This is a genomic window from Paenibacillus baekrokdamisoli, from assembly GCF_003945345.1.
GTDB lineage: Bacteria > Bacillota > Bacilli > Paenibacillales > Paenibacillaceae > Paenibacillus_Z > Paenibacillus_Z baekrokdamisoli.
This window is the reverse complement of the sequence record NZ_AP019308.1, coordinates 3,923,555-3,942,272: the sequence shown is the minus strand read 5'-3', so window position 1 is coordinate 3,942,272 and position 18,718 is coordinate 3,923,555. Positions and strand designations below refer to the sequence as shown.

Annotated in this window: 23 protein-coding genes; 18 read left to right on the top strand and 5 right to left on the bottom strand. The window is 46.8% G+C overall.

The genetic code is table 11. The annotated features are described in order from the left end of the window. Window positions 1-20: 20 nt before the first annotated feature. Both EKN16_RS17535 and EKN16_RS33770 read left to right on the top strand, forming a co-directional pair. The gene (locus EKN16_RS17535) at window positions 21-941 is read left to right on the top strand and encodes an AraC family transcriptional regulator (protein WP_125659931.1); all 921 of its coding nucleotides are present in this window, start codon (window positions 21-23) and stop codon (window positions 939-941) included. 90 nt (window positions 942-1,031) lie between these two features. After that, window positions 1,032-1,190: an IS3 family transposase gene (locus EKN16_RS33770; protein ID WP_125659928.1), complete on the top strand. Its 159-nt coding sequence runs from the start codon at window positions 1,032-1,034 to the stop codon at window positions 1,188-1,190. A gap of 122 nt (window positions 1,191-1,312) precedes the next feature. Here EKN16_RS33770 and EKN16_RS17525 read toward each other — a convergent pair whose 3' ends face one another. Next, on the bottom strand, window positions 1,313-2,809 hold the full coding sequence (locus EKN16_RS17525; protein WP_125659925.1) for an MDR family MFS transporter: 1,497 nt from the start codon (window positions 2,807-2,809) through the stop codon (window positions 1,313-1,315). Window positions 2,810-2,829: 20 nt separating this feature from the next. Continuing rightward, window positions 2,830-3,435, bottom strand: coding sequence for a TetR/AcrR family transcriptional regulator (locus EKN16_RS17520; RefSeq protein WP_125659922.1), 606 nt, complete (start codon window positions 3,433-3,435; stop codon window positions 2,830-2,832). A 265-nt stretch (window positions 3,436-3,700) separates the two neighbouring features. Between EKN16_RS17520 and EKN16_RS32310 the strand changes: the two genes are divergently transcribed. The 4 genes from EKN16_RS32310 to EKN16_RS17505 all read left to right on the top strand — a co-directional run bounded on the left by EKN16_RS32310 (window position 3,701) and on the right by EKN16_RS17505 (window position 5,216). After that, window positions 3,701-3,877, top strand: coding sequence for a hypothetical protein (locus tag EKN16_RS32310; protein ID WP_164522849.1), 177 nt, complete (start codon window positions 3,701-3,703; stop codon window positions 3,875-3,877). 123 nt (window positions 3,878-4,000) lie between these two features. After that, window positions 4,001-4,222: a hypothetical protein gene (locus EKN16_RS17515; RefSeq protein WP_125659919.1), complete on the top strand. Its 222-nt coding sequence runs from the start codon at window positions 4,001-4,003 to the stop codon at window positions 4,220-4,222. Between the two features lie 177 nt (window positions 4,223-4,399). After that, window positions 4,400-4,867 (top strand): MEKHLA domain-containing protein, encoded by a 468-nt coding sequence (locus EKN16_RS17510; protein ID WP_125659916.1) that lies wholly within the window; start codon window positions 4,400-4,402, stop codon window positions 4,865-4,867. Continuing rightward, entirely contained in the window at window positions 4,854-5,216 is a 363-nt protein-coding gene (locus EKN16_RS17505; RefSeq protein WP_125666381.1) for an MmcQ/YjbR family DNA-binding protein, read from the top strand. The genes EKN16_RS17510 and EKN16_RS17505 overlap by 14 nt, the downstream gene beginning before the upstream one ends. 123 nt (window positions 5,217-5,339) lie before the next feature. Here EKN16_RS17505 and EKN16_RS17500 read toward each other — a convergent pair whose 3' ends face one another. Next, complete coding sequence (locus EKN16_RS17500) at window positions 5,340-6,128, bottom strand: lipase family protein (protein ID WP_125659913.1); 789 nt, start codon at window positions 6,126-6,128, stop codon at window positions 5,340-5,342. Between the two features lie 296 nt (window positions 6,129-6,424). Next, on the bottom strand, window positions 6,425-7,597 hold the full coding sequence (locus EKN16_RS17495) for a magnesium transporter CorA family protein (protein ID WP_125659910.1): 1,173 nt from the start codon (window positions 7,595-7,597) through the stop codon (window positions 6,425-6,427). Window positions 7,598-7,898: 301 nt separating this feature from the next. Here EKN16_RS17495 and EKN16_RS17490 point away from each other — a divergent pair, with 301 nt between their 5' ends. The 4 genes from EKN16_RS17490 to EKN16_RS17475 all read left to right on the top strand — a co-directional run bounded on the left by EKN16_RS17490 (window position 7,899) and on the right by EKN16_RS17475 (window position 10,634). After that, the gene (locus tag EKN16_RS17490) at window positions 7,899-8,432 is read left to right on the top strand and encodes a general stress protein (RefSeq protein WP_164522848.1); all 534 of its coding nucleotides are present in this window, start codon (window positions 7,899-7,901) and stop codon (window positions 8,430-8,432) included. Between the two features lie 152 nt (window positions 8,433-8,584). Next, on the top strand, window positions 8,585-9,148 hold the full coding sequence (locus EKN16_RS17485; RefSeq protein WP_125659905.1) for a MarR family winged helix-turn-helix transcriptional regulator: 564 nt from the start codon (window positions 8,585-8,587) through the stop codon (window positions 9,146-9,148). A 113-nt stretch (window positions 9,149-9,261) separates the two neighbouring features. Continuing rightward, complete coding sequence (locus tag EKN16_RS17480) at window positions 9,262-9,774, top strand: hypothetical protein (protein ID WP_125659902.1); 513 nt, start codon at window positions 9,262-9,264, stop codon at window positions 9,772-9,774. After that, entirely contained in the window at window positions 9,768-10,634 is an 867-nt protein-coding gene (locus tag EKN16_RS17475) for an SDR family oxidoreductase (protein WP_125659899.1), read from the top strand. Before EKN16_RS17480 ends, EKN16_RS17475 begins: the two co-directional genes overlap by 7 nt. Window positions 10,635-10,910: 276 nt before the next feature. Here the strand turns inward: EKN16_RS17475 and EKN16_RS17470 are convergent, their stop codons facing one another. Then, window positions 10,911-11,606: an ArsR/SmtB family transcription factor gene (locus EKN16_RS17470; RefSeq protein ID WP_232015825.1), complete on the bottom strand. Its 696-nt coding sequence runs from the start codon at window positions 11,604-11,606 to the stop codon at window positions 10,911-10,913. Window positions 11,607-11,662: 56 nt separating this feature from the next. Here EKN16_RS17470 and EKN16_RS17465 point away from each other — a divergent pair, with 56 nt between their 5' ends. The 8 genes from EKN16_RS17465 to EKN16_RS17430 all read left to right on the top strand — a co-directional run bounded on the left by EKN16_RS17465 (window position 11,663) and on the right by EKN16_RS17430 (window position 18,705). Then, window positions 11,663-13,048 carry an MFS transporter gene (locus EKN16_RS17465; protein ID WP_232016552.1) on the top strand — a complete coding sequence of 462 codons (1,386 nt, stop codon included), beginning with the start codon at window positions 11,663-11,665 and terminating at the stop codon, window positions 13,046-13,048. A gap of 179 nt (window positions 13,049-13,227) precedes the next feature. Then, window positions 13,228-13,458, top strand: coding sequence for a DUF3502 domain-containing protein (locus tag EKN16_RS17460; protein WP_125659893.1), 231 nt, complete (start codon window positions 13,228-13,230; stop codon window positions 13,456-13,458). Window positions 13,459-13,577: 119 nt separating this feature from the next. Further along, window positions 13,578-14,099, top strand: coding sequence for a sigma-70 family RNA polymerase sigma factor (locus EKN16_RS17455; protein WP_125659890.1), 522 nt, complete (start codon window positions 13,578-13,580; stop codon window positions 14,097-14,099). Further along, the gene (locus tag EKN16_RS17450) at window positions 14,096-15,232 is read left to right on the top strand and encodes a hypothetical protein (protein WP_125659887.1); all 1,137 of its coding nucleotides are present in this window, start codon (window positions 14,096-14,098) and stop codon (window positions 15,230-15,232) included. Before EKN16_RS17455 ends, EKN16_RS17450 begins: the two co-directional genes overlap by 4 nt. Beyond that, the gene (locus EKN16_RS17445) at window positions 15,229-16,185 is read left to right on the top strand and encodes an ABC transporter ATP-binding protein (protein WP_125659884.1); all 957 of its coding nucleotides are present in this window, start codon (window positions 15,229-15,231) and stop codon (window positions 16,183-16,185) included. The genes EKN16_RS17450 and EKN16_RS17445 overlap by 4 nt, the downstream gene beginning before the upstream one ends. Continuing rightward, window positions 16,182-17,033, top strand: a complete 852-nt coding sequence (locus EKN16_RS17440) for an ABC transporter permease subunit (protein WP_164522847.1) — start codon at window positions 16,182-16,184, stop codon at window positions 17,031-17,033. Before EKN16_RS17445 ends, EKN16_RS17440 begins: the two co-directional genes overlap by 4 nt. Window positions 17,034-17,048: 15 nt before the next feature. Further along, complete coding sequence (locus tag EKN16_RS17435; RefSeq protein WP_125659879.1) at window positions 17,049-17,972, top strand: ABC transporter ATP-binding protein; 924 nt, start codon at window positions 17,049-17,051, stop codon at window positions 17,970-17,972. Further along, complete coding sequence (locus tag EKN16_RS17430) at window positions 17,965-18,705, top strand: ABC transporter permease (protein WP_125659876.1); 741 nt, start codon at window positions 17,965-17,967, stop codon at window positions 18,703-18,705. The genes EKN16_RS17435 and EKN16_RS17430 overlap by 8 nt, the downstream gene beginning before the upstream one ends. The last annotated feature ends 13 nt before the right edge of the window (window positions 18,706-18,718 follow it).

The window sequence follows — 18,718 nt, the reverse complement described above, 5'->3', positions numbered from 1 at the left end:
ACTCGTAAGGAGCTTGGTCCATGTATCCGGAGATGCGTCACGAGCAAGTCGTATACCAAAATCCTTTTCTCGCGATGCGCATTTGGCAAATCGATTCTGAAGATCCTGCTTCCGAGGAAACTTTCCGGAGAAGGGAACAGGATTGGAGGCAAAAAAGGTATACCGAATGGCATTATCACGAGGAAGTGGAGTTTCTTCTCATTCTAAAAGGGGAACTGACGGCGTTCTACAGAGAGGAACAACTGGTACTGCGCAAGGGGGATATCGCGTTGTTCGGTTCTTCAGAACCTCACACGACGATGCAGACGAAGGAAGGGAACATGAGTCAGCTTGTGTTTCAGATCGACTTACGCAAATACTGGGACCTAAGCACGCTAAATAGTATGCAGCATTTCTCCGAAGTCATTCGTCCGCTTAGCTCTCTCAATTATATCTATAGGGATAATCGGGACGTACGAACAGAGACCGTGGCACTCATAAGGGAAATATATCGGGAGATGAACGACGCGCAAATCGGTTACGAGCTCGCCGTTTCCTCCCGGATTAAAAATATTTTGTTGCTCTTGCTCCGCCACGATACCCAAATGCAGTTGAATTATAACGACAATCGACTACTCGGAAGACTCCAGCCCGCGGTCGACTATGTCGAAAAAAACTTGAGCGAGAAGCTGTCCGTGAGCGAAATTAGCGGGCTCGTCAATATGAGCTACACCCATTTCATTAAGACGTTCAAGAAAGCCGTCGGCATGTCGTTCACCGACTTCGTCGTCTACAAGCGGATCAAGAAGGCCGAACAGCAGCTGCTCACTAACGACGTGAGCATAGCGGAAGTGGCCGAGTCGGTAGGTATCTCCAACCTAGGCCACTTTTATGCCATGTTCCGTCGATTCAACGATTGCTCTCCCAAGCAGTTTAAGGAACGGCTTCGCGCTTTAGATTAATTGCCTATAGAAGCGGAAGAATTCATCGGCGATAAAATATATTCGTCTGCGTTCAGTTTCATACGGTGATTACAAGAAACGAAAAGCAAATTGGGATCAACGGTTATCCTGTGTCATCGTCGTATATACCCCACCTTCGAAGAACTTCAAAAGGATATCGATACGTACATTTATTTTTACAATAACGAGCGCTTGCAGACAAAACTAAACGGCCTTAGTCCGATAGAATTCAGGACCAAGGCCGCTTAATCGATTTTTATTATTTGTACTGTCTACTTGACGGGGTGCAGTTCAAAGCAGCAATCGCTGCTAAGGGTCAGCCCTATCTCTTATTTGTTAGTCCGAATGATTGGGAAGCTGCTGCACATAACTTAGTGCCCCATCATCATAGCGGGATCCGGCTTGTCGCCGCCGCTAAGCTGATCCTCTTCCTTAAGCCTTGGCTTCCGCAGGATAAGGCTGAGTGCAACACCTGCAGATGCGATACATGCAGCTAGGAAGAACGTATCACCGTAACCAGCTACGACAGCTGTTAGAGGATTTGCCTCTTTTCCCGCACCTGCTGCATGGGAGGTGATTTGTGAGGTTAGGTAGCCGGTAAGGCCAGCTACTGCGAACGAGACGACGACTTGCTGCGCCGCTGTAGTAAGCGGCGTTACACGGCTTACTAATCGCCGCGGTGCTGAGTTCAGTACATGCGTGTTGAGCGGCATCATCGAGAAGCCCATGCCAAGACCCATTAAGCTAATGGACACAATGATGACCCACAGGCTGGTGTCAACGGCAACGCCGGATAGAATGTACAAAGCGATAGCGACGACGAGAAGACCGGAGAAAGCAAGCGGTCTTGCACCGATTTTATCAAATAATCGGCCACTGATCGGCATCCCGATTCCTGCACAGAGTGCTTGCGGAAGTAGTATCCAACCTGTTTCCAGTGCCGTATAATGCTTAACGCCCTGTAAGTATAGAGGGACTATCAGCATCGCACCAAACAGTGCGAGCTGCACGATCCAAGTCAGAATGATACTCCTTGTAAAGTCAGAGGACTTGAATACTTTGAGCTCCAGAAGCGGCTGTTTCTGACGTAGTTCTACAATAATGAAGAGGATTAGAGCGGCACCGCCGACAGCAAGGCCGGTAATAGTCGATGTGGATGACCAGCTCGTGCCGCCTTCACTCACTCCGTAAGCCAGCATGGAGAAGGCGATTGGAGCAAGACACATACCGAGAATGTCGAGATGCGGTGCTTGATGACGATCAGATTTGGGCAGATATTTCTTACCAAGAATGAAAGCGACGATACCGATCGGCAAGTTGATGATGAAGATCCAATGCCAGCTGACAGAATCTACAAGCCACCCAGATAAGATCGGACCGAATGCAGGCGCCATCAGCATCGGAATGCCGAGCACACCCATGATGGATCCCCGTCGTTCAGCAGGAGCGAGCTTGAATACCATAGCCATCCCGATTGGGGAGACCATACCGCCGCCTAAACCTTGTATGATACGGAAGAAAATCAATTGTTCTGGTGTTTGAGCAATTCCGCAGAGGATCGAGCCAATCGTAAACAAGGTAATCGTAGTGAGAAATATTTGCTTGGAGCCGAACTTATCGGTTAGCCATCCAGCGAGCGGGATGACGGCAGACAAGGCGAGTGTATAACCGGTAACGGTCCATTGAATGGTCTTCAGGTCGGTATCGAAGTATTCGACAAGCTTAGGAATGGCATTGTTGACGACCGTGCTGTCCAAGATAACCATAATCATACCGACGATAATGGCTAACAATGGAGGAAGAATGGCCTTTAGGGAGAAGTTATCACCTGCATTTGCAGGGATTTTCGATTGCGCTGGCGCTGACATGAATGGCCTCTGCTTTCTGCTCAACGAGCGATGTATTTGTAGAAATAATGATCTAAGAAAAGATCAATTTGCTCTTCGACGGTTGCAGAAGGATAGTAATGCAAATCGTCGGTTGATTCATGCTTTTGAACGAAAGAAGCCTTAATAATCGGAGAAAAAATAGCTGCGAAAATCTGCTGCATCATAAGCAGGATCCTTTCCCTGCTGGTTTCGCCCATGATTTCAATTAGCGTGGAGCTTAGTTTTTCGATCCCTTGACGCTTGAGAAAGCTGGCGTATTCAGCTTGCGATTCGAAAAGCTGATCTTGACCAAGGAGCCGTTTAACAAGCTCAGGGTGCTCTTGAAGCGATGACGTATACCAAAGTAAAAATTTCTTCAGACGAGCAATGGGAGGAATCTCTATTTCATCAAAAACAGAGAAAGCTTCCCGAAACGAATCCAGCTGGATTTTGAGTGTTTCGCTAATTAGCTTTTCTTTAGAACCAAAATAATAATTAATTAGAGCGACATTGGCTCCGGCAATTCCGGCTATTTTACGAATGGTTACCCCTTCGATGCCTTCTGCTTTGATTAGTTCCAAGGTTGCATTAAGTATTTTTTCTTTAGTCGAGGTAATCACTCCGATCGTAAGTTTAAACAGTGTTTAAAACAATGTTTAACATACCTTGAATTCAGGTGAATGTCAACCTTAGTTTCGGCAGCCGTATGGGTGGTTCTTCATAGAGTACCCCAAACAGCTCAAGTCTCTTCGAGTCACCAGCCGAAAAGCAGCCAAAGTGGTCGGAATATACGTTATGAAACGAGGATAGAGTTGTTTCTGGCTGCTATTAGCGCTAAAATGACAGCATAACGGTTGATTAGCAACTGATGAAAGAGAGGTACTCATCCTCATGCCTAATACCCAGCCCTCCTTGCAGGAACAGCTTGATCAGGCTAAATTGGTCATTGCCGAATTACAGCAAGATAAGGAACGGCTTACCCTAGAACTGACGAGATTGAGGGGACGGCTTCAATCGGGACGGCTCGATACCATGTCGACGAAGCTTAAGGAAGCGCTAAGAGAGTGAGCTTTATAAGTGAAGGGAGCTTATAGGCAATTGTCTAAATCTGCTTCATTTGCTCTCTTCCTACTGGAAAGCTGATTGAAAAAGCGATACAATACAACTAGTACATTCAGATGAGGTGATCTCATGTCAGACGAACAACAAACGCCAGAAGTATCCGAAGCTCAAGAGAAGCAAGAGCCGAAGAAGGTTTCACTTGCAGAAGCAATGAAGCAGAAGCTAGCTCAGAAGAAACTGGAGCAAGCTGCAGGCGGTAAACAAAAACACGGTCCAGGCGGCAATCAACAAACAATGAAAAGCCAAAACCACAAAAAGGTTAACAACCAGCGCAAGAAAATGGGTGTGTAACCCACCAAAAAGAACTGAGAGCATCTGCTCTCAGTTCTTTTTCAAAATATAAGAAAGTATATGTTTTCACTATACTTTGCTTATATTTCAGAGGGAAGAAACTTGCTTCACCGCCAAGGACGGCGTTTAGCCGTTTCTTCTTGAAAGAAAAGCAGCTGTAAGGGAGCCATTATACGGATGAATCATCAACAGAATAATGAGAACAGGACCTCTGAGCGTCACGCACGTATTATCTTGGGCAGCTACCGACGTCTACTTGGCAAGGAGCTATTCGAAATCGACACTAGTCAGCCATTGGCGCAGCAGCTTTATGAAGCGCCTATTGTTGTGCTATCCCATGGAGTTGAAGCTGATCCCGTACTTAATTATGGGAATCTTGAGGCGTTAAAGTTATGGGAGATGAGCTTCGAGCACTTCACGCAGACCGAATCCAAGCATACGGCAGAGCCCCTTATTCAAGCGGAGCGCCAGCGTTTTCTTCAAGCAGTGAATGAGAAAGGCTATATCGACGATTATAGCGGCATTCGTATCTCAAGCAGCGGCCGCCGATTTCGTATTCAACAGGCTATCGTCTGGAATTTAACGGATGATCATGGTGTTTATTATGGGCAAGCAGCAGCGTTCGCTAGTTATGAGGAGGTTTGAGGAAGTGGAGTTCATCAAGGAGTATTGTTTATCTAAGCCAGGATCAGCGGAGGATTATCCCTTTGGACCAGAGCCGCTGGTCGTTAAGATCGGTGGGAAAATGTTTGCGTTGCTGTCAGGAGACAGCCTATCGCTGAAATGTGATCCAATAATAGCTGAGAACCTTCGTGAGCAGTATGAAGCTGTAACGCCTGGCTATCATATGAATAAGAAGCACTGGAATTCGATCCGTCTTGATGGGTCCATCCCCGAAGAAGAGCTTCAGGATATGATCGATCACTCCTACAAGCTCGTCGTGAAAGGATTGCCCAAAGCGGAGCGAGACCAATGGTCAGCTTACATCGTCTAAGGAATACCGGGATTATTTCCATATATAGAGAATCAGAATGGTGGTTATGGTGTAAAGAATGACCGTAATCCCATATTGATAAGAATATCGTGTTGATCAACGTGAAAGGAGGGATTTTGTATTTTATTGCAATTCTGGACACCATCCGAGAGGTTGTGAACAAATGGTTTCAGCAAAAATCGGCGATTCACGAGCTAAATCGGCAAAATAGCTGCTTATAATATGATTACCTCCAATACTGCCATTTCGAAAACTACGTTTTTCTTCAGCCTTCACATGCATATAATAGAAGGTTTTGTCGGTTTTCGGCGCCTTGAACACAAGAGGCGGCAAGTGAGGGACGATGTCATATTCATTCTGAACACGAATACTAGTCGGCACAGACGCATTATAATATTGTACGAAGGCAGGATCACCAACCCGCGGAGAGCCATAAGTATAAGTAATGATTTGATTGAAGTTGCGATTAACCGTAATATCGAGAGTAGCCAAAATAGCGAGTGCCCCCCCTAAGCTATGCCCAGTGATAAAGAGTGGTTTATTATTCGGAAGCTTATCTAGTAATTTGAACACGCGATCGCGTGCGCTCATATAGATTTCGGTGAAGCCTCTATGGGTAAGTCCACTATTCTTAACAGGAGTGAAAGTAATTTGCTGAGCCATCATATCTGTAACCCAGTCAGTGGCGGTGCTTGTGCCTCGAAATGCCAATATAGCAGCTCGTTCCGATTCGATAACAAAGCCGAAGGGCTGTTCATTAATTGAAAAAGCGGAAGCCTGAAAAGATCCAACAACCTGATAGCCGTAAGGCACAAGAAACGATTGCTGCAAGCTGGCGAACTGATTATAGGTTTGCCCACAAACTGCCGCCAGAAAGATTGCCGATTGGTTGTCGAGTTTACTACCATTCATCTTCTCCACCGTCCCTTATCGCATTGTATGTCGTCATAGGCCAATATGCTTTAGGCTGATGTCCTAACAAGAGGAGGTGGATAGCTCCCTTCGCAAACCCCAAAACCATCTATCTCTAGATGGTTGGGTAAAGAGTGCATTGAAGTGACTTCTATAATAAATAGAAACAAGCTTATTACGGTGGAATACCGCAATAAGCTTGTTTGGTTTCAAGATGAACGTTTAGACGCCTTGGCGAGCATGAAAAAGGGAGATGCATTCAACGCAGCTCCCTTTTTCATTGCTTTAGGCAACCGTTAACGGTTGGAACGCGGAGGTATTCGAGCCGGCTTAATCTCTTCTTCCTCGGATTTTCTGATGTTTGATCGCGTACCTCGCGGGGTCAATTGTTTATCGTCAGATCGGCCTTGTGGGGAAGGGAGGGACAATGTTGAGGAGGAGCTGACGATATCATGCGGCTTACGGCTTTTTAATAAGTCGCCTGTCCAGCCCTTTTTCCACAACCACCCGTAAATGATTAACGTAGACACAACAATGAGCAAGGAAATAACCATGAAGCCCCAGGGTTCAGAATGCCATGGAATACGACTAAAGTTCATTCCCCAGATGCTTCCTATCACCGTAGCGGGTGTGAATAGTGCGGTGAAAATCGTCAGAGTCTTCATAATATCGTTGCCGCGAAAGTTGGATATTGCGTCATCCATCATAATTAGGGTATCAATTTCCATCGTGTAATGGGTGAATAGCGCCTGGACACGATCCAGTTTAAATTCCATTCGCTTATATTCTTCCTGGTCGGCCAAGCTGCCTAGGAATGCTTCTTTGGCTGCAGCCTGAATTTCACGGATGGGAATAAATAAGTGACTCCAGTGGAGCAGCTCATATCGGCGCTCAAATATAATGTTCATAAGACCGGTGCGATTGCGACGCTCCATCTTCTGCTCCAAATTTCCAAGACGAGTCTCAAAATCATCTAGACCGGTGTGGAAAGTCTCCAAGATGAGACCGAGCATAACGAAGAAGGCTTCTGGCGCAGCCTGACAGCGGTTCAATTTCTCTTCCCAGGGCTCCATCTGCAGCTTGATGGATAAGCGATAATCCGCGTGAATTGTCGCTATCTTATCATTCGTTACCCAGAAGTGAAGAGGTAATAAGTCACGCTTATCCTCAGAAGCTTGAAAAATTAATGTCCCATAAAGGACAGGTTCTCCACTTGGAAGCTCTGATACGACAACGTGATTATGCTTGGAGCTCTTTACCTCGCTTAGCCAGTCAGCCATTTCGGGATTCGCTTGTTTTATGTTATAGATCGCTTCCGCGTTATCGTCCGTCGTATTCAGCTGGATGAAAGGGGAGGAAGGGGCATCCTGCTTATGACGGCGACTACTAAGATTGGCCGTCTCCGGCCGTACTTCGTGAAGCACATGCCACTCCCATTTGGAAGGAAAACGCAGCATTCGATGCATCATGGTTTACGAGCCTCCTGCTTGTCCGTTCATGCTCTAACTTATCTTTACCATCATAACGCGAACATGAATCTGACACAACTACCGATGCCCTAGAATATGTCATCACAGCTGCAAAAAGTCTACCTAACAAAGAAAACAAGCCATTATAATCGGCCTGCAAGAATCTCTGTCGTTTCTTTAACGGTAAGCTCCATATCATATCAACTATTCATTCGATTGAATCCAGATGAAACAGGGTATACCAAGATTAAGTAATTCGATGCGCTTATGCTTCCCATATAATCTTAAGGATGGTGTCCACATGTCAATGAAAATCGGGATTTTTGAGAATGAAAGTCAGGTCATAGAAGCGATTCAGGCATTGGAGATGGAGGGGTTTATCAAAACTGAAATCAAGGTGCTCGCCAAAGATAGGGAGCATTCACAGCGCGTGGAATCAGAGACAAATGTACATGCTGAAGAGATGAATGAGCTCGTAGATAGGCGAGGACATACGAATGATGGCCCTATAATAGGTCTTGGTGTTGTGCCTCCCGGATTAGCTGGAGGGATGTATACGATGGGAACACTATCCGGGGTCGCAGGTCCATATGCCAATGGTACCCCTCTAGTCGGCGCAGCCCTATACGAAGATGATGATAAGATAGAGCAAGCTTTGGTCGGTCTCGGACTTGATAATGATGCAGCTAGCAGCTGCCGTAAGGCAATAGCAGAGGGTGATCTTGCTGTTGCTGCTGATACGGGTGATGACACAGATAACGGAGGTCCTACTTTGACTCGCAGCGGTGCTGCGGAAGCGGCATTGCGCCGCAGTGGGGCTAAGCGGATTCTATAGTTTACGCATCCAACCAATAGCCGTCCCAAGGGTAGACTTATGATCTACTTGAGGGGCGGCTTTTCGTACTGGACGAGCTTTCATGAGCAGTTATTGAAGCTGTGTTAGAAGAATGTGTTGACACAAAAGTAATTAGGTGCCATACTATGTGTATGAACAACGAAAATAAAGCAGTAAATGACATTGACGCTGTTCCCTCGCTTGCACAATCCAAGCGTCAAATTGATCGCTATAATCTAGACGTAGACGCACAGGCTGTGCTCGTCGCGTCTAGGCTGATGGCAGCGGGAGCCAAGCTTGGACATGCATCGGAGATACATTTCTCCAGATTTGGTTTATCAACAGGGCGATATCGTTTATTGGCTGATCTTGAAGATCACGAAGGAGAAGAGTTGCCCTCGCAATTGGCGGAGCATCTAGGTGTTACACGTGCTACAGTGACTGGTCTTATCGACATTCTTGAGCGAGATGGCCTCGTATCCCGGCGATTAAGTTCAGTCGATGGCCGTCAGAAAGCGGTTAAATTGACAGAGCAAGGAGCGAAGAAGCTCTGTGAAATGGCTCGCGAGCATTTTGCACGGCTGGAAGCCATGGTGAGTTTACTCAGTATCGAGGAGCGCAGTGTATTTCTGGACCTGCTCGGCCGAGTTACACAAGGCATTTCAGCACTTACGGACGAACCAGGCGAGCCAAAGAAAAATATCAGTAAGGAGTAGAACGGGCTAGTGAAGCTAGCCCATTTTCACTCTTATATAGTTAGCCTCCTAATTATATGAAGCTAACAGCAATTGCTGAACAATTTAAAAGAAGAATGGATGGATGTAACTGAATGAACAAGACAGAATACCCGAGTAAGACAGAAGGTTTTTATGACATCAAGGCTGCTGGTTCTGGCGCAAAGACTTTTGTACTGTGGCGTGAAGTTGTAATGGCTTATGTTTCTCCTGCCATTATGGCAGGAATCGGGGGATTGGTCACTGCCGACAAGGGGCTCCAAATAGGGGCCTTGACCACAATCGGCGGAGCATCGGCCTTCATAGCCTTGATGCTTGGTCTTTGGTTGCGCAGCCGGGGAGGCCATAAACGGTGGATCATCGGCGCACCTCACTTGGTTGTGGTTGGGCTGTTCGCATTGATGGGGGCAGCGTTTGGCCTATTCGCCGCATGGGCGACATCTAATTTACTAGGAATTATTATTCCGATGGATAACTTGACCTGGGTCGATCGTGTCTGGATTGATTTCCCGTTATCCGGAGTGATTGCCAGCACGATAGTAACATGGCGGTGGCGTCTTGCCGTCAAAACAAATTTTTCATCCAAAGGAGAAGATAAAAAATGGTAGTTATTATTGGAGCAACAGGTACGATAGGTAGTGCGCTTTTGAAACGTTTGGTGGATCTTGGCATGCCCGTCAGGGCGCTGAGCAGAGAGCCTGAGAAGTTGCGTGATCAGATCGGGGATAAAGGCCGATCGATAATCGAGGTCGCAGCGGCCGATGCTTCCGACCCCGAATCGCTGCGCCGGGCGTTTGCAGGAGCTAGCCAGCTCTTCCTTGCCATGTCAAACAGTCCAAGACAAATCGAATTGGAGACTTCGATCATCCAGATTGCCGCAGAATCTGGAATCGAACATATCGTCAAAATATCGAGTCCTGCCTTTGAGAAGAGCTCTCCAGTGGCAGTGGCGGGCTGGCATCACGAAATCGAGAAAACCTTGTGTGAATCGGGCCTTACCCACACCGTGTTGCGCCCATATGCGTTCATGCAAAACTTACTGCGCTTTGCACCAACGATCACAACTCAAAATGTTTTCTTCGGCTCCATGGGCGATTCACCCTGTAACTTCATTGACTGTCGCGATATCGCAGATGTAGCCGCAGAAGTTCTGACCAATCGCGAGGTATCAGGCCAAATATATACGCTTACCGGTTCGGAGATTTTTAGCTATCCCCAGATCGCCAGTCAACTATCTGCCCTGCTTAATCGGCCGATAAGCTACATCAACTTGGACCCCCAAGTATTACACAGCAATCTAATCGAACACGGGCATATGCCTCCTTGGCTAGCGAACCACGTTGTGGAAATTCAAACCATGACTACGGTGGTGCCGGAAAAGCCTACGGACACTGTAAAGCGATTGCTCGGTAGAGAGGCCCGCAGTCTAGACGCTTTTCTGCATGAGTATGTAGAAAATTTCCGGTAGGGGTTCTGCCTCATAACCATTAAGTTAGGATTTTAAAATACCCCCAAACAGGAAATTATCTAATCTTGTCCCGCCAATATTTTAACGGAAATATAAGCTAAAAGAATAATAAACATATAAAAGCCGTAATCCTTTGCTCTAAGGAATACGGCTCAATTATTTTATTCGGATTTAACATTCCTCTTCCGACGACTCAAAAAAATGGAGATACCCAAATAACGATTCACTTAAAACTCTCTATAGGAGTCCCGCCAGCAAATGCTTCCCAAAACCTTATTATTCAAAGTTGAACTCTCGTTGAATATGGATGCGCCCAGCATCAGTAAGTACAATAGAACGCCGAACAGGACCTCTCGTAACCCAACCCAGTTCGAGTAGACGACGAGTGATACCAACTGCGATAGGGCCACCTATATGGTGGTGACGTTCAGTCCAGTCGATGTGGCGAGGGATCGAGCTTGCAAGCCGATTTAACCCGTCTATCTTCACACCAAACGCAATGAGCCACTGTTCCCCTAAATTAGTGAGCTGGTACTTTTCGTTCGATTCCTTGATGTACCCCTTCTTCAAAAGTGCATTGGTAATGGATACCCCGAGCTCACCAGCCAAATGCTCGTAACATGTCCTGGCAAAACGAAGCGCCTTTGCTTGATCAGATTCACGTAGGGATCGGGTGGGAGCTGGGGGTGCGAGAGAGGCTATTTCCTCCATGACTTCTGCCACTTTCGAACTCGTTAGCCGATAATAATGATGCCGACCTTGTGCCTGCATGACTAGAAGCCCTCCTTCGACCAATTTGGTGAGGTGAGCACTCGCTGTTTGTGGAGATACCTCAGCAATGTAGGCCAATTCACCTGCAGTTAGTGCACGCCCATCTGCAAGAGAAGAGAGGATAGTTGTACGAGTTGGGTCACCTATGAGAGCTGCGACAGATGCGATGTTTTTGTACATATTCATATTTCGATGATACATGAAATAACTGCATGCTACAATCGCCTTAATATATAACAGGAAGCCGGGTAGTGTACATGCAGGGATTAATTGCAATAAATCAACAACATGCAAGCACACGCGATTGGCCGATTATTTTTACAGCTGGGGTTGGTTTTTTTCTATCCACATTGGACACGGGCATTATAAACGTGGCGCTACCGACACTGGGTCAGACTTTTCACGTCAGTGTCCATGTAGTTGCGTGGACGGTTACTTTGTATCTTCTTTCACTTAGTGCCACTATCGTAGTTTTTGGCCGTATTAGCGACCGAATTGGTCGGTTGAAGGTTTATTCAATGGGTTTGATCCTATTTGCTATTACATCAATTTTATGTGGCGCGTCATTCTCTGCTCCCCAACTGATATTGTTTAGGGGGCTTCAAGGAATGAGTGCAGCGATGCTTCAAGCCACATCAGCGGCTATTATAACCACATGTATTCCAAAAGAAAGGCATGGGACTGCTTTAGGTACCTTGGGAATGATACTTGGACTTGGTAATGTATTGGGGCCAAGCGCTGGCGGGCTAATTCTCTCTTTCGTGGGATGGCGATGGATTTTTTGGATTAACATCCCCATTTGTGCAGTAGGACTGTGGGGGAGCTTTAGGCTTATAAGGGTGACGAAAGAGCAATACGGCCGAGTCTCGCTCAACTTAGTGAGTAATATTCTCCTGGGGGTTGCTACATTCGGACTTCTTTATGGACTTTCAGCGAATTCTTTACATGGATTATCGAGGATGCTTCCATTCTGCCTCTTTGCGTTAGCTCTTATCGGCTATATGGTATGGGACACTCGAGTATTATATCCCATTGTGCCATTGTCATTATTCCGCAAAGTCACATTCGTTGTCCCTATACTGTCCGGCCTGGTCTTAGGTTTCGCCACTGCAATTGCTTTTATTGTTCCGCCATATTTTCTCGAAGAGGTAACTCACCTTGAACCATGGCAGGTGGGATTAGTCAATTTAACTTCCCCGTTAGGTCTCGTAATGCTTTCTAGATTATCAGGAAAGCTTATCGGTATCTGGGGTGTAGGTCTGTTAACGGCATCAGGGTTTGGAATCATGTTCATCGCCCTTATAACATTAGGTACAATGCAATTGAACTGGCATGCCGCCTCATATGGTACCTTGTTACTACTCTATGGGATGGGTGCAGGTTTATTTATTCCCGCAAATTTATTGGCTATTATGGGTTCGGTAGATCATGAATTACAGGGAACAATCGGATCTATTCAGCGCATGATACATAACATTGGGCTCGCCGTGGGTACATCGACAGCTACCTCCATGATTCATTTCGACTCAAACTTAGGGGCAGCAGGATACTTGTCAACGTTTCGTGAACTTTGGATTATTGCGGCCGTTGCAGTTCTGATAGCTTTACTCGGCATGGGTTCATTGCGATTGTTCCGTCGGTAACTACACTAGAAGGATATGCTTTATTTTGGCTCTAAACCATAATCAGTGATTGGCATCACGAAAACCTAAGCGAAGCAGACGGAATCGTTCTGAAGAAGCGATAGCGTTCGCCTTTGTCTCCTTATTTCTACCCCTAAGGGATAGAATCAAGAAATAGGGAGACAACAGCGATCGTAAGAATGATCCGTCTGCGCAGCGGGCTTCTACGCACCAATGCTTCGCATTTATCAAGCACTTATTTTAGCCAAGTTATCGGCGAACAAATTCCAGCTATTATTTTCGGAAAAACCGATGATCCAGCTAAAGCGGTTAACGATCTTCGTGAGAAACTGAAATCAGCTGGCTACGAGAAAGTGAAAGCGGAAATCCAAAGTCAGTTGGATGCCTTTAAGAAGCTAATGGAAGGCTAAAGAAATAGAGTAAGCAGGAGGTTTTGCAGGTGTAATTACCTGTAGGACCGCTTTTTTTTGTAGGCCTGCTATCTTTCTAGGGAAACCTTCGTCTTATAGAGTGAAGGAGTGAGAATGAGATGGAGATTGAAACGATAGCCCTGTTCCAAAAGGTATTTCGGGAGCATTATCCTTCGGTCCTTCGCAAGATCGTCAGCTTGATCGATGATCGAGCGGCTGCTGAGGATTTGACTCAGGAAGTATTCCTACGACTGTATCGCCATCCTCCAGAGGATCTCAGTCGAGTAGGGCCTTGGCTTCACCGGGTGTTAACCCGAATCGTATATGACTATTACCGCTCATCGGGGCGAGAAAATGAATTAATGAATAGACAAAGGAACAAGATGCTTTCTGAGGAGCGAGTCTATCCCTCCAATGAGGAAACGGTCATTCGGGACTGGGAGAGAGATATTGTAAGGCAGGTGCTTCTTAAGCTATCCGATCGGGATCGACAAGCTTTATTACTGAAGCAGAAGGGCTACAGCCATGCTGAGATTGCCGAGGCGCTGCAGGTAAATCCGCAGATTGTCGGCACGCTCTTGATGCGAGCGACGAAACGGTTCAAGCAGAATATGCCATCTGAGGGGGTTATGGATTCATGAGAGATGATAATAAGCAGCAGCTGGACATCAGCGACGAAGATATTGATCATGCATGGGAGAGAATGGCTGAGAAGCTAAAGCGGGAACCTTTATCGGAATTCTGGAGCAAATCTGCTAACGAAGAGCATGGAGAGCTTAAGCATGCTGTTGAACAAGTCGTTCAGGTGGGGCAGTCCATTGAGAAAAGCATTTCTCCTCAGCTTATCGATGAGAGGGAAGTATCATTATCCGAAAAGAAAGGAATGAATCGCCGGAATAAGCCTAATCGAATGACTAAGAGATGGCTTTCTCTAGGGATGTCTGCTCTAGTAGCGGGGTTACTGCTGCTGAGTCCTTGGGGGAAGACGGTTATGGCCTCAATGCTGAGTACGTTCCGTGTACAGCATTTGGAAACTGTTTCGATCAGCAGCTCCGACTTGGATGCCTTTCGCGAAGCACTAGCTCAGGGAACAAGCGGCGTCCGTCAATTGGATTTGAAACGTTATGGAGAAATTGAACAGCAGGGTGACGGCCCAGTTAAGACTGTGAGTTTGGCTGAAGCCAGCGCAATAGCAGGCCATCCGTTGAAAACTTTCCAAGGCGTTGACTCGAATCAAGTGATCTATCAACCGCAGCAAAGGCTAATATTCAAGCTGCATACGAAAGAAATCAACACCTTGATTACACTGCTTGGCGGTCAGACTGTGTTCCCTAAATCGGTTAATAATAAGCCCATTCAGCTCCAATTATCCGGCACATTCCTGATGCAAGCAAGCAAGAAGAAGGAGGATGCTCTCTCATCATCTGGCAAAAGTTTAAGCCAGTTCCCTGCTCCTTCTATAGAAGTACCTGAAGGCGTCGATCTGGAGCAGGTGCGCGAAGCTGTCCTAGATCTGCCTATACTGCCGGATAGCATTCGCTCCCAGCTAGCTGGAATTGGGGATTGGCGTCATACCCTTCCGCTACCAACGAATGGGGGGGATATCAGATCGGTCATAGTTGCTGGGCTAGAGACGATACTAAGCTCTACGGATCACAGAAGATCTCTTCTCTGGCTCCAGAATGGCTGGGTATATGAGCTTAGCGGCTCGCTTGATGACTATCCGTCCGATGAGAATCTTATTCAAGAAGCAAAAGGATTGATCCAATCATGATTTTGAAGACGAATGGGTTGACTAAAACCTATGCAACAGGAAGTGGCTGTACTGACATAACGCTTGAGGTGAAACGCGGCCAAATCTTCGGGCTGCTTGGACCAAACGGAGCGGGTAAAAGTACATTCGTAAAAATGATCGTTGGTCTGCTGCATCCCACTTCGGGCAGCGGACAGCTGTTCGGCCTTCCGATCGGTGCGACAGAATCGCGTCGGCGCATCGGATATTTACCGGAATTGTTTCGCTTCCAGGACTGGTTGACGGGAACAGAGGTACTTGCCTACCATGCATGCCTCAGCGGCATGACCCTATCACAGACAAGGTCCCCTCGTATGGTAGAGCGGTTCAAAGAAGTGCTTAACCAAGTTGGCCTGGAGCAGCGTGGACATGATCGCGTTCGCCAGTATTCCAAAGGGATGCAGCAGCGTCTTGGTATTGCTTGTGCCCTTCTTATGGACCCTGAGCTCATTATTCTGGATGAGCCTTCATCGGCACTTGATCCCATTGGCCGATATGAAGTGCGCGAGCTGCTGGAGGGGCTCCGATCGGAGGGGAAAACGGTCTTCTTGAATACCCATCTGCTGGAGGATGTGGAGGCGCTCTGCGATGAGGTTGCCTTTCTACATCAAGGAAGGCTGCGTGCAGTTGGACCGATGAGCGAACTGCTGCGGTCCGGAATGAACTGGGAGATTCATGTTGGCGGGTGGTTCCCAGAGCTCATGGATACTGTTTCCCAGCAGCTTCTTCCTGGGTTGACTTGTTCACTTAAGACGGCGGATGACAACGGCGAAGCCATTCTTAACGTTACAGCACGCAATCGCGAGCAGATCGGCTGGATCAACCGAGTGCTCATGGAACAAGCCGTGACGATCTATGAGGTACGTCCGGTTCAAGGACGTTTAGAGGAATGGTTCCTGGCGATGTCCGGAAGTCAGGAGGAACTAAGATCATGATGTGGCTTGCTTTTGCCGGTAAAGAGCTTTTCCGTAAAAAAATCATGCTGATTACATGCCTTCTTACGGTGGCCTTCCTTGCTTTGTATAACACGGGATTATGGAAATCAGCGCATAATTCGGATCTACGTCATCTATCACGGGTTCAAGAAATGCTGCAGGGTGGCACTTTTCTTGTTCTTGGTTTGTTCTTCGCCCAGATGATCGCTGCTTTCCTCGTCTTCTTTGCAACGATGGGGGCGATCTCAGGCGAAATAGAGAGCGGATTAATGCTGTCACAGCTAGCTAGACCAATATCTCGGTGGAAAGTTTACTTAGGCAAATATGTTGGAATGGCAAGCTGGATGCTGTTATATAACGCGGTTCTATTCTGGGCTATTGTCCTCCCAGTACATAGTCTGATGCATTTTCCGCTTCTTCCGGCAGCCTTGTTGAAGTCGTTTCTCTTATTCCTATTCATACCGCTTCTGCTGCTGGCACTCTCCATGCTCGGTTCCACTTTTCTGCCTACGCTGGGGAACGGTGTAGCTTGTGCCATGCTCTATGGCCTTAGTCTATTCAGCGGATTTGCAGAGAGTTTGTCTAACATGAGCCAAAGTAATTTGGCAATCAGTAAAGTTTCGCTGTTCCTTTCTTTTCTGATGCCCTCAGATTCCCTCTCTCGCCGCTTGAACTACGAAATTGTGGGGGGGCCAGATTTGCCTATCGATTCCGATTTGATAAGGTCGCTAGGCCCCTTCTCAATGACAAATGTACCCAGCTTCACGTTCATCCTGTATGCCATTGTATATTTTCTATTGCTGCTGTTCATAGGATGTTTGGCTTTTAGAAGAAAAGATATCACGTAAAGGAAGTGTTCGTTCATGGAAACGATCGTGCAGGTTAAAGGACTTTGTAAGCAATATAAAAATATCAAGGCCGTTGACAAGGTTCATTTGTCCCTACAGCGGGGGGACATCTATGGCTTCCTCGGACAAAATGGTGCAGGTAAAACAACGACCATTCGGATGATGATGGGTCTCATTCAGCCTTCCTCAGGCAGCGTTGAGCTCTTTGGTGAGAGAGTCAGGCCAGGCCGCAACCAAATATTCGGCAAAGTCGGGTCGGTTATCGAATATCCAGGCTTCTATTCAAATTTAACGGCTGTTGAGAACCTGGATATCCATCGCCGGATGATGGGTATGAAGGGGAATGAAGCTTTGGAAGAAGCGCTGCATACCGTGGGTTTATGGGAAGCACGCAATCGCAGAGCCGCTCAGTTCTCTCTTGGTATGAAGCAGCGCCTCGGAATCGCCAGAGCAATTCTGCATCGTCCTGAGCTGCTCATTCTGGATGAACCGACTAATGGATTGGATCCGATGGGCATCAAGGAAATTCGGTTGCTCATTCAAGAGCTGGCTCAGAAGCGGAAGATTACGATTCTCATCTCCAGTCATATTCTTAGTGAAGTCGAGCAGCTCGCCACTAAAGTCGGTATCATTCACGGTGGGGTGATGCTCGAGGAAACATCCATGCTGCGCTTGAAAGAGAAGAATAGACAATATATTGGTCTTCAGGTGGATCAGCCGGAGAAGGCCAGAGAGTTATTAATTGACAATATGCATATTCAGGATTGTCGCCTTGAAGAGGCTGGCTGGCTGCGCGTTTATGATGTAGGGGAGCATGCGGGGGAGATGAACCGTTTTCTCAACCGTGAAGGCATACTCGTGCATAGTCTCAGCTCTATTAAAGATTCATTAGAGGATTATTTTGTCAATCTAATTGAGGGAGGTAAAGTAATTGTCTAATTTAATAGCCTGTGAATGGATCAAGTGGAAGAGGTCCCGGATGCAGTGGCTGATCCTTATTGGTGCATTGCTTCCAGTGTTACTTAATTTAGCTGTAGTACTCAATCGGTACAGTTATGACAAGAATACGATTCTGCACTGGTCTACCCATTTTGGCGATAATCTCATGCTGATGACCATGCTCATGTGCCCGACCTTGTTCTCGCTCCTTATTGGATTTATGTTCGCGCGTGAGTTTCAGGAGCGGACCATTAATAATCTGCTGACAGGCCCGAAGCCACGCTATCAAGTATTGACAGCTAAGTTTATCATTGTTATTCCTGTTATGCTGGCTGTCTTATTGCTCTCTTTTCTGCTGACATGGGTATCGGGGTACATTGTGCCGCATGACTCGTTGACAATGTCAATAATGGGCGAAGCGCTGGCCAAGTATGGGCTGCTGCTGGTCTTGCAGTTTGCTCTGGCTCCTATTGCAGCAGTTGTTGCTATTCTAGGGCGCAGCTATATTCCAGCTATAGGGCTTGGCATCTTTGCAGTCATTTCAGAAATCACGATTATGCAGTCCAAATTTATTATGTATTATCCTTGGAGCGTACCGCTCAATCTGGTGTTGGATATGTCACCTAAGTTAAATGTTGCTTCGATAGGTGTTACAACGATGCTTATTGCGTTCTTCGTTCCTCTCGTCTTTATTGTTTACTATTTCCGAAGAGCCGATGTGCATAGCGGGTAAGCAGTAAGGTGAG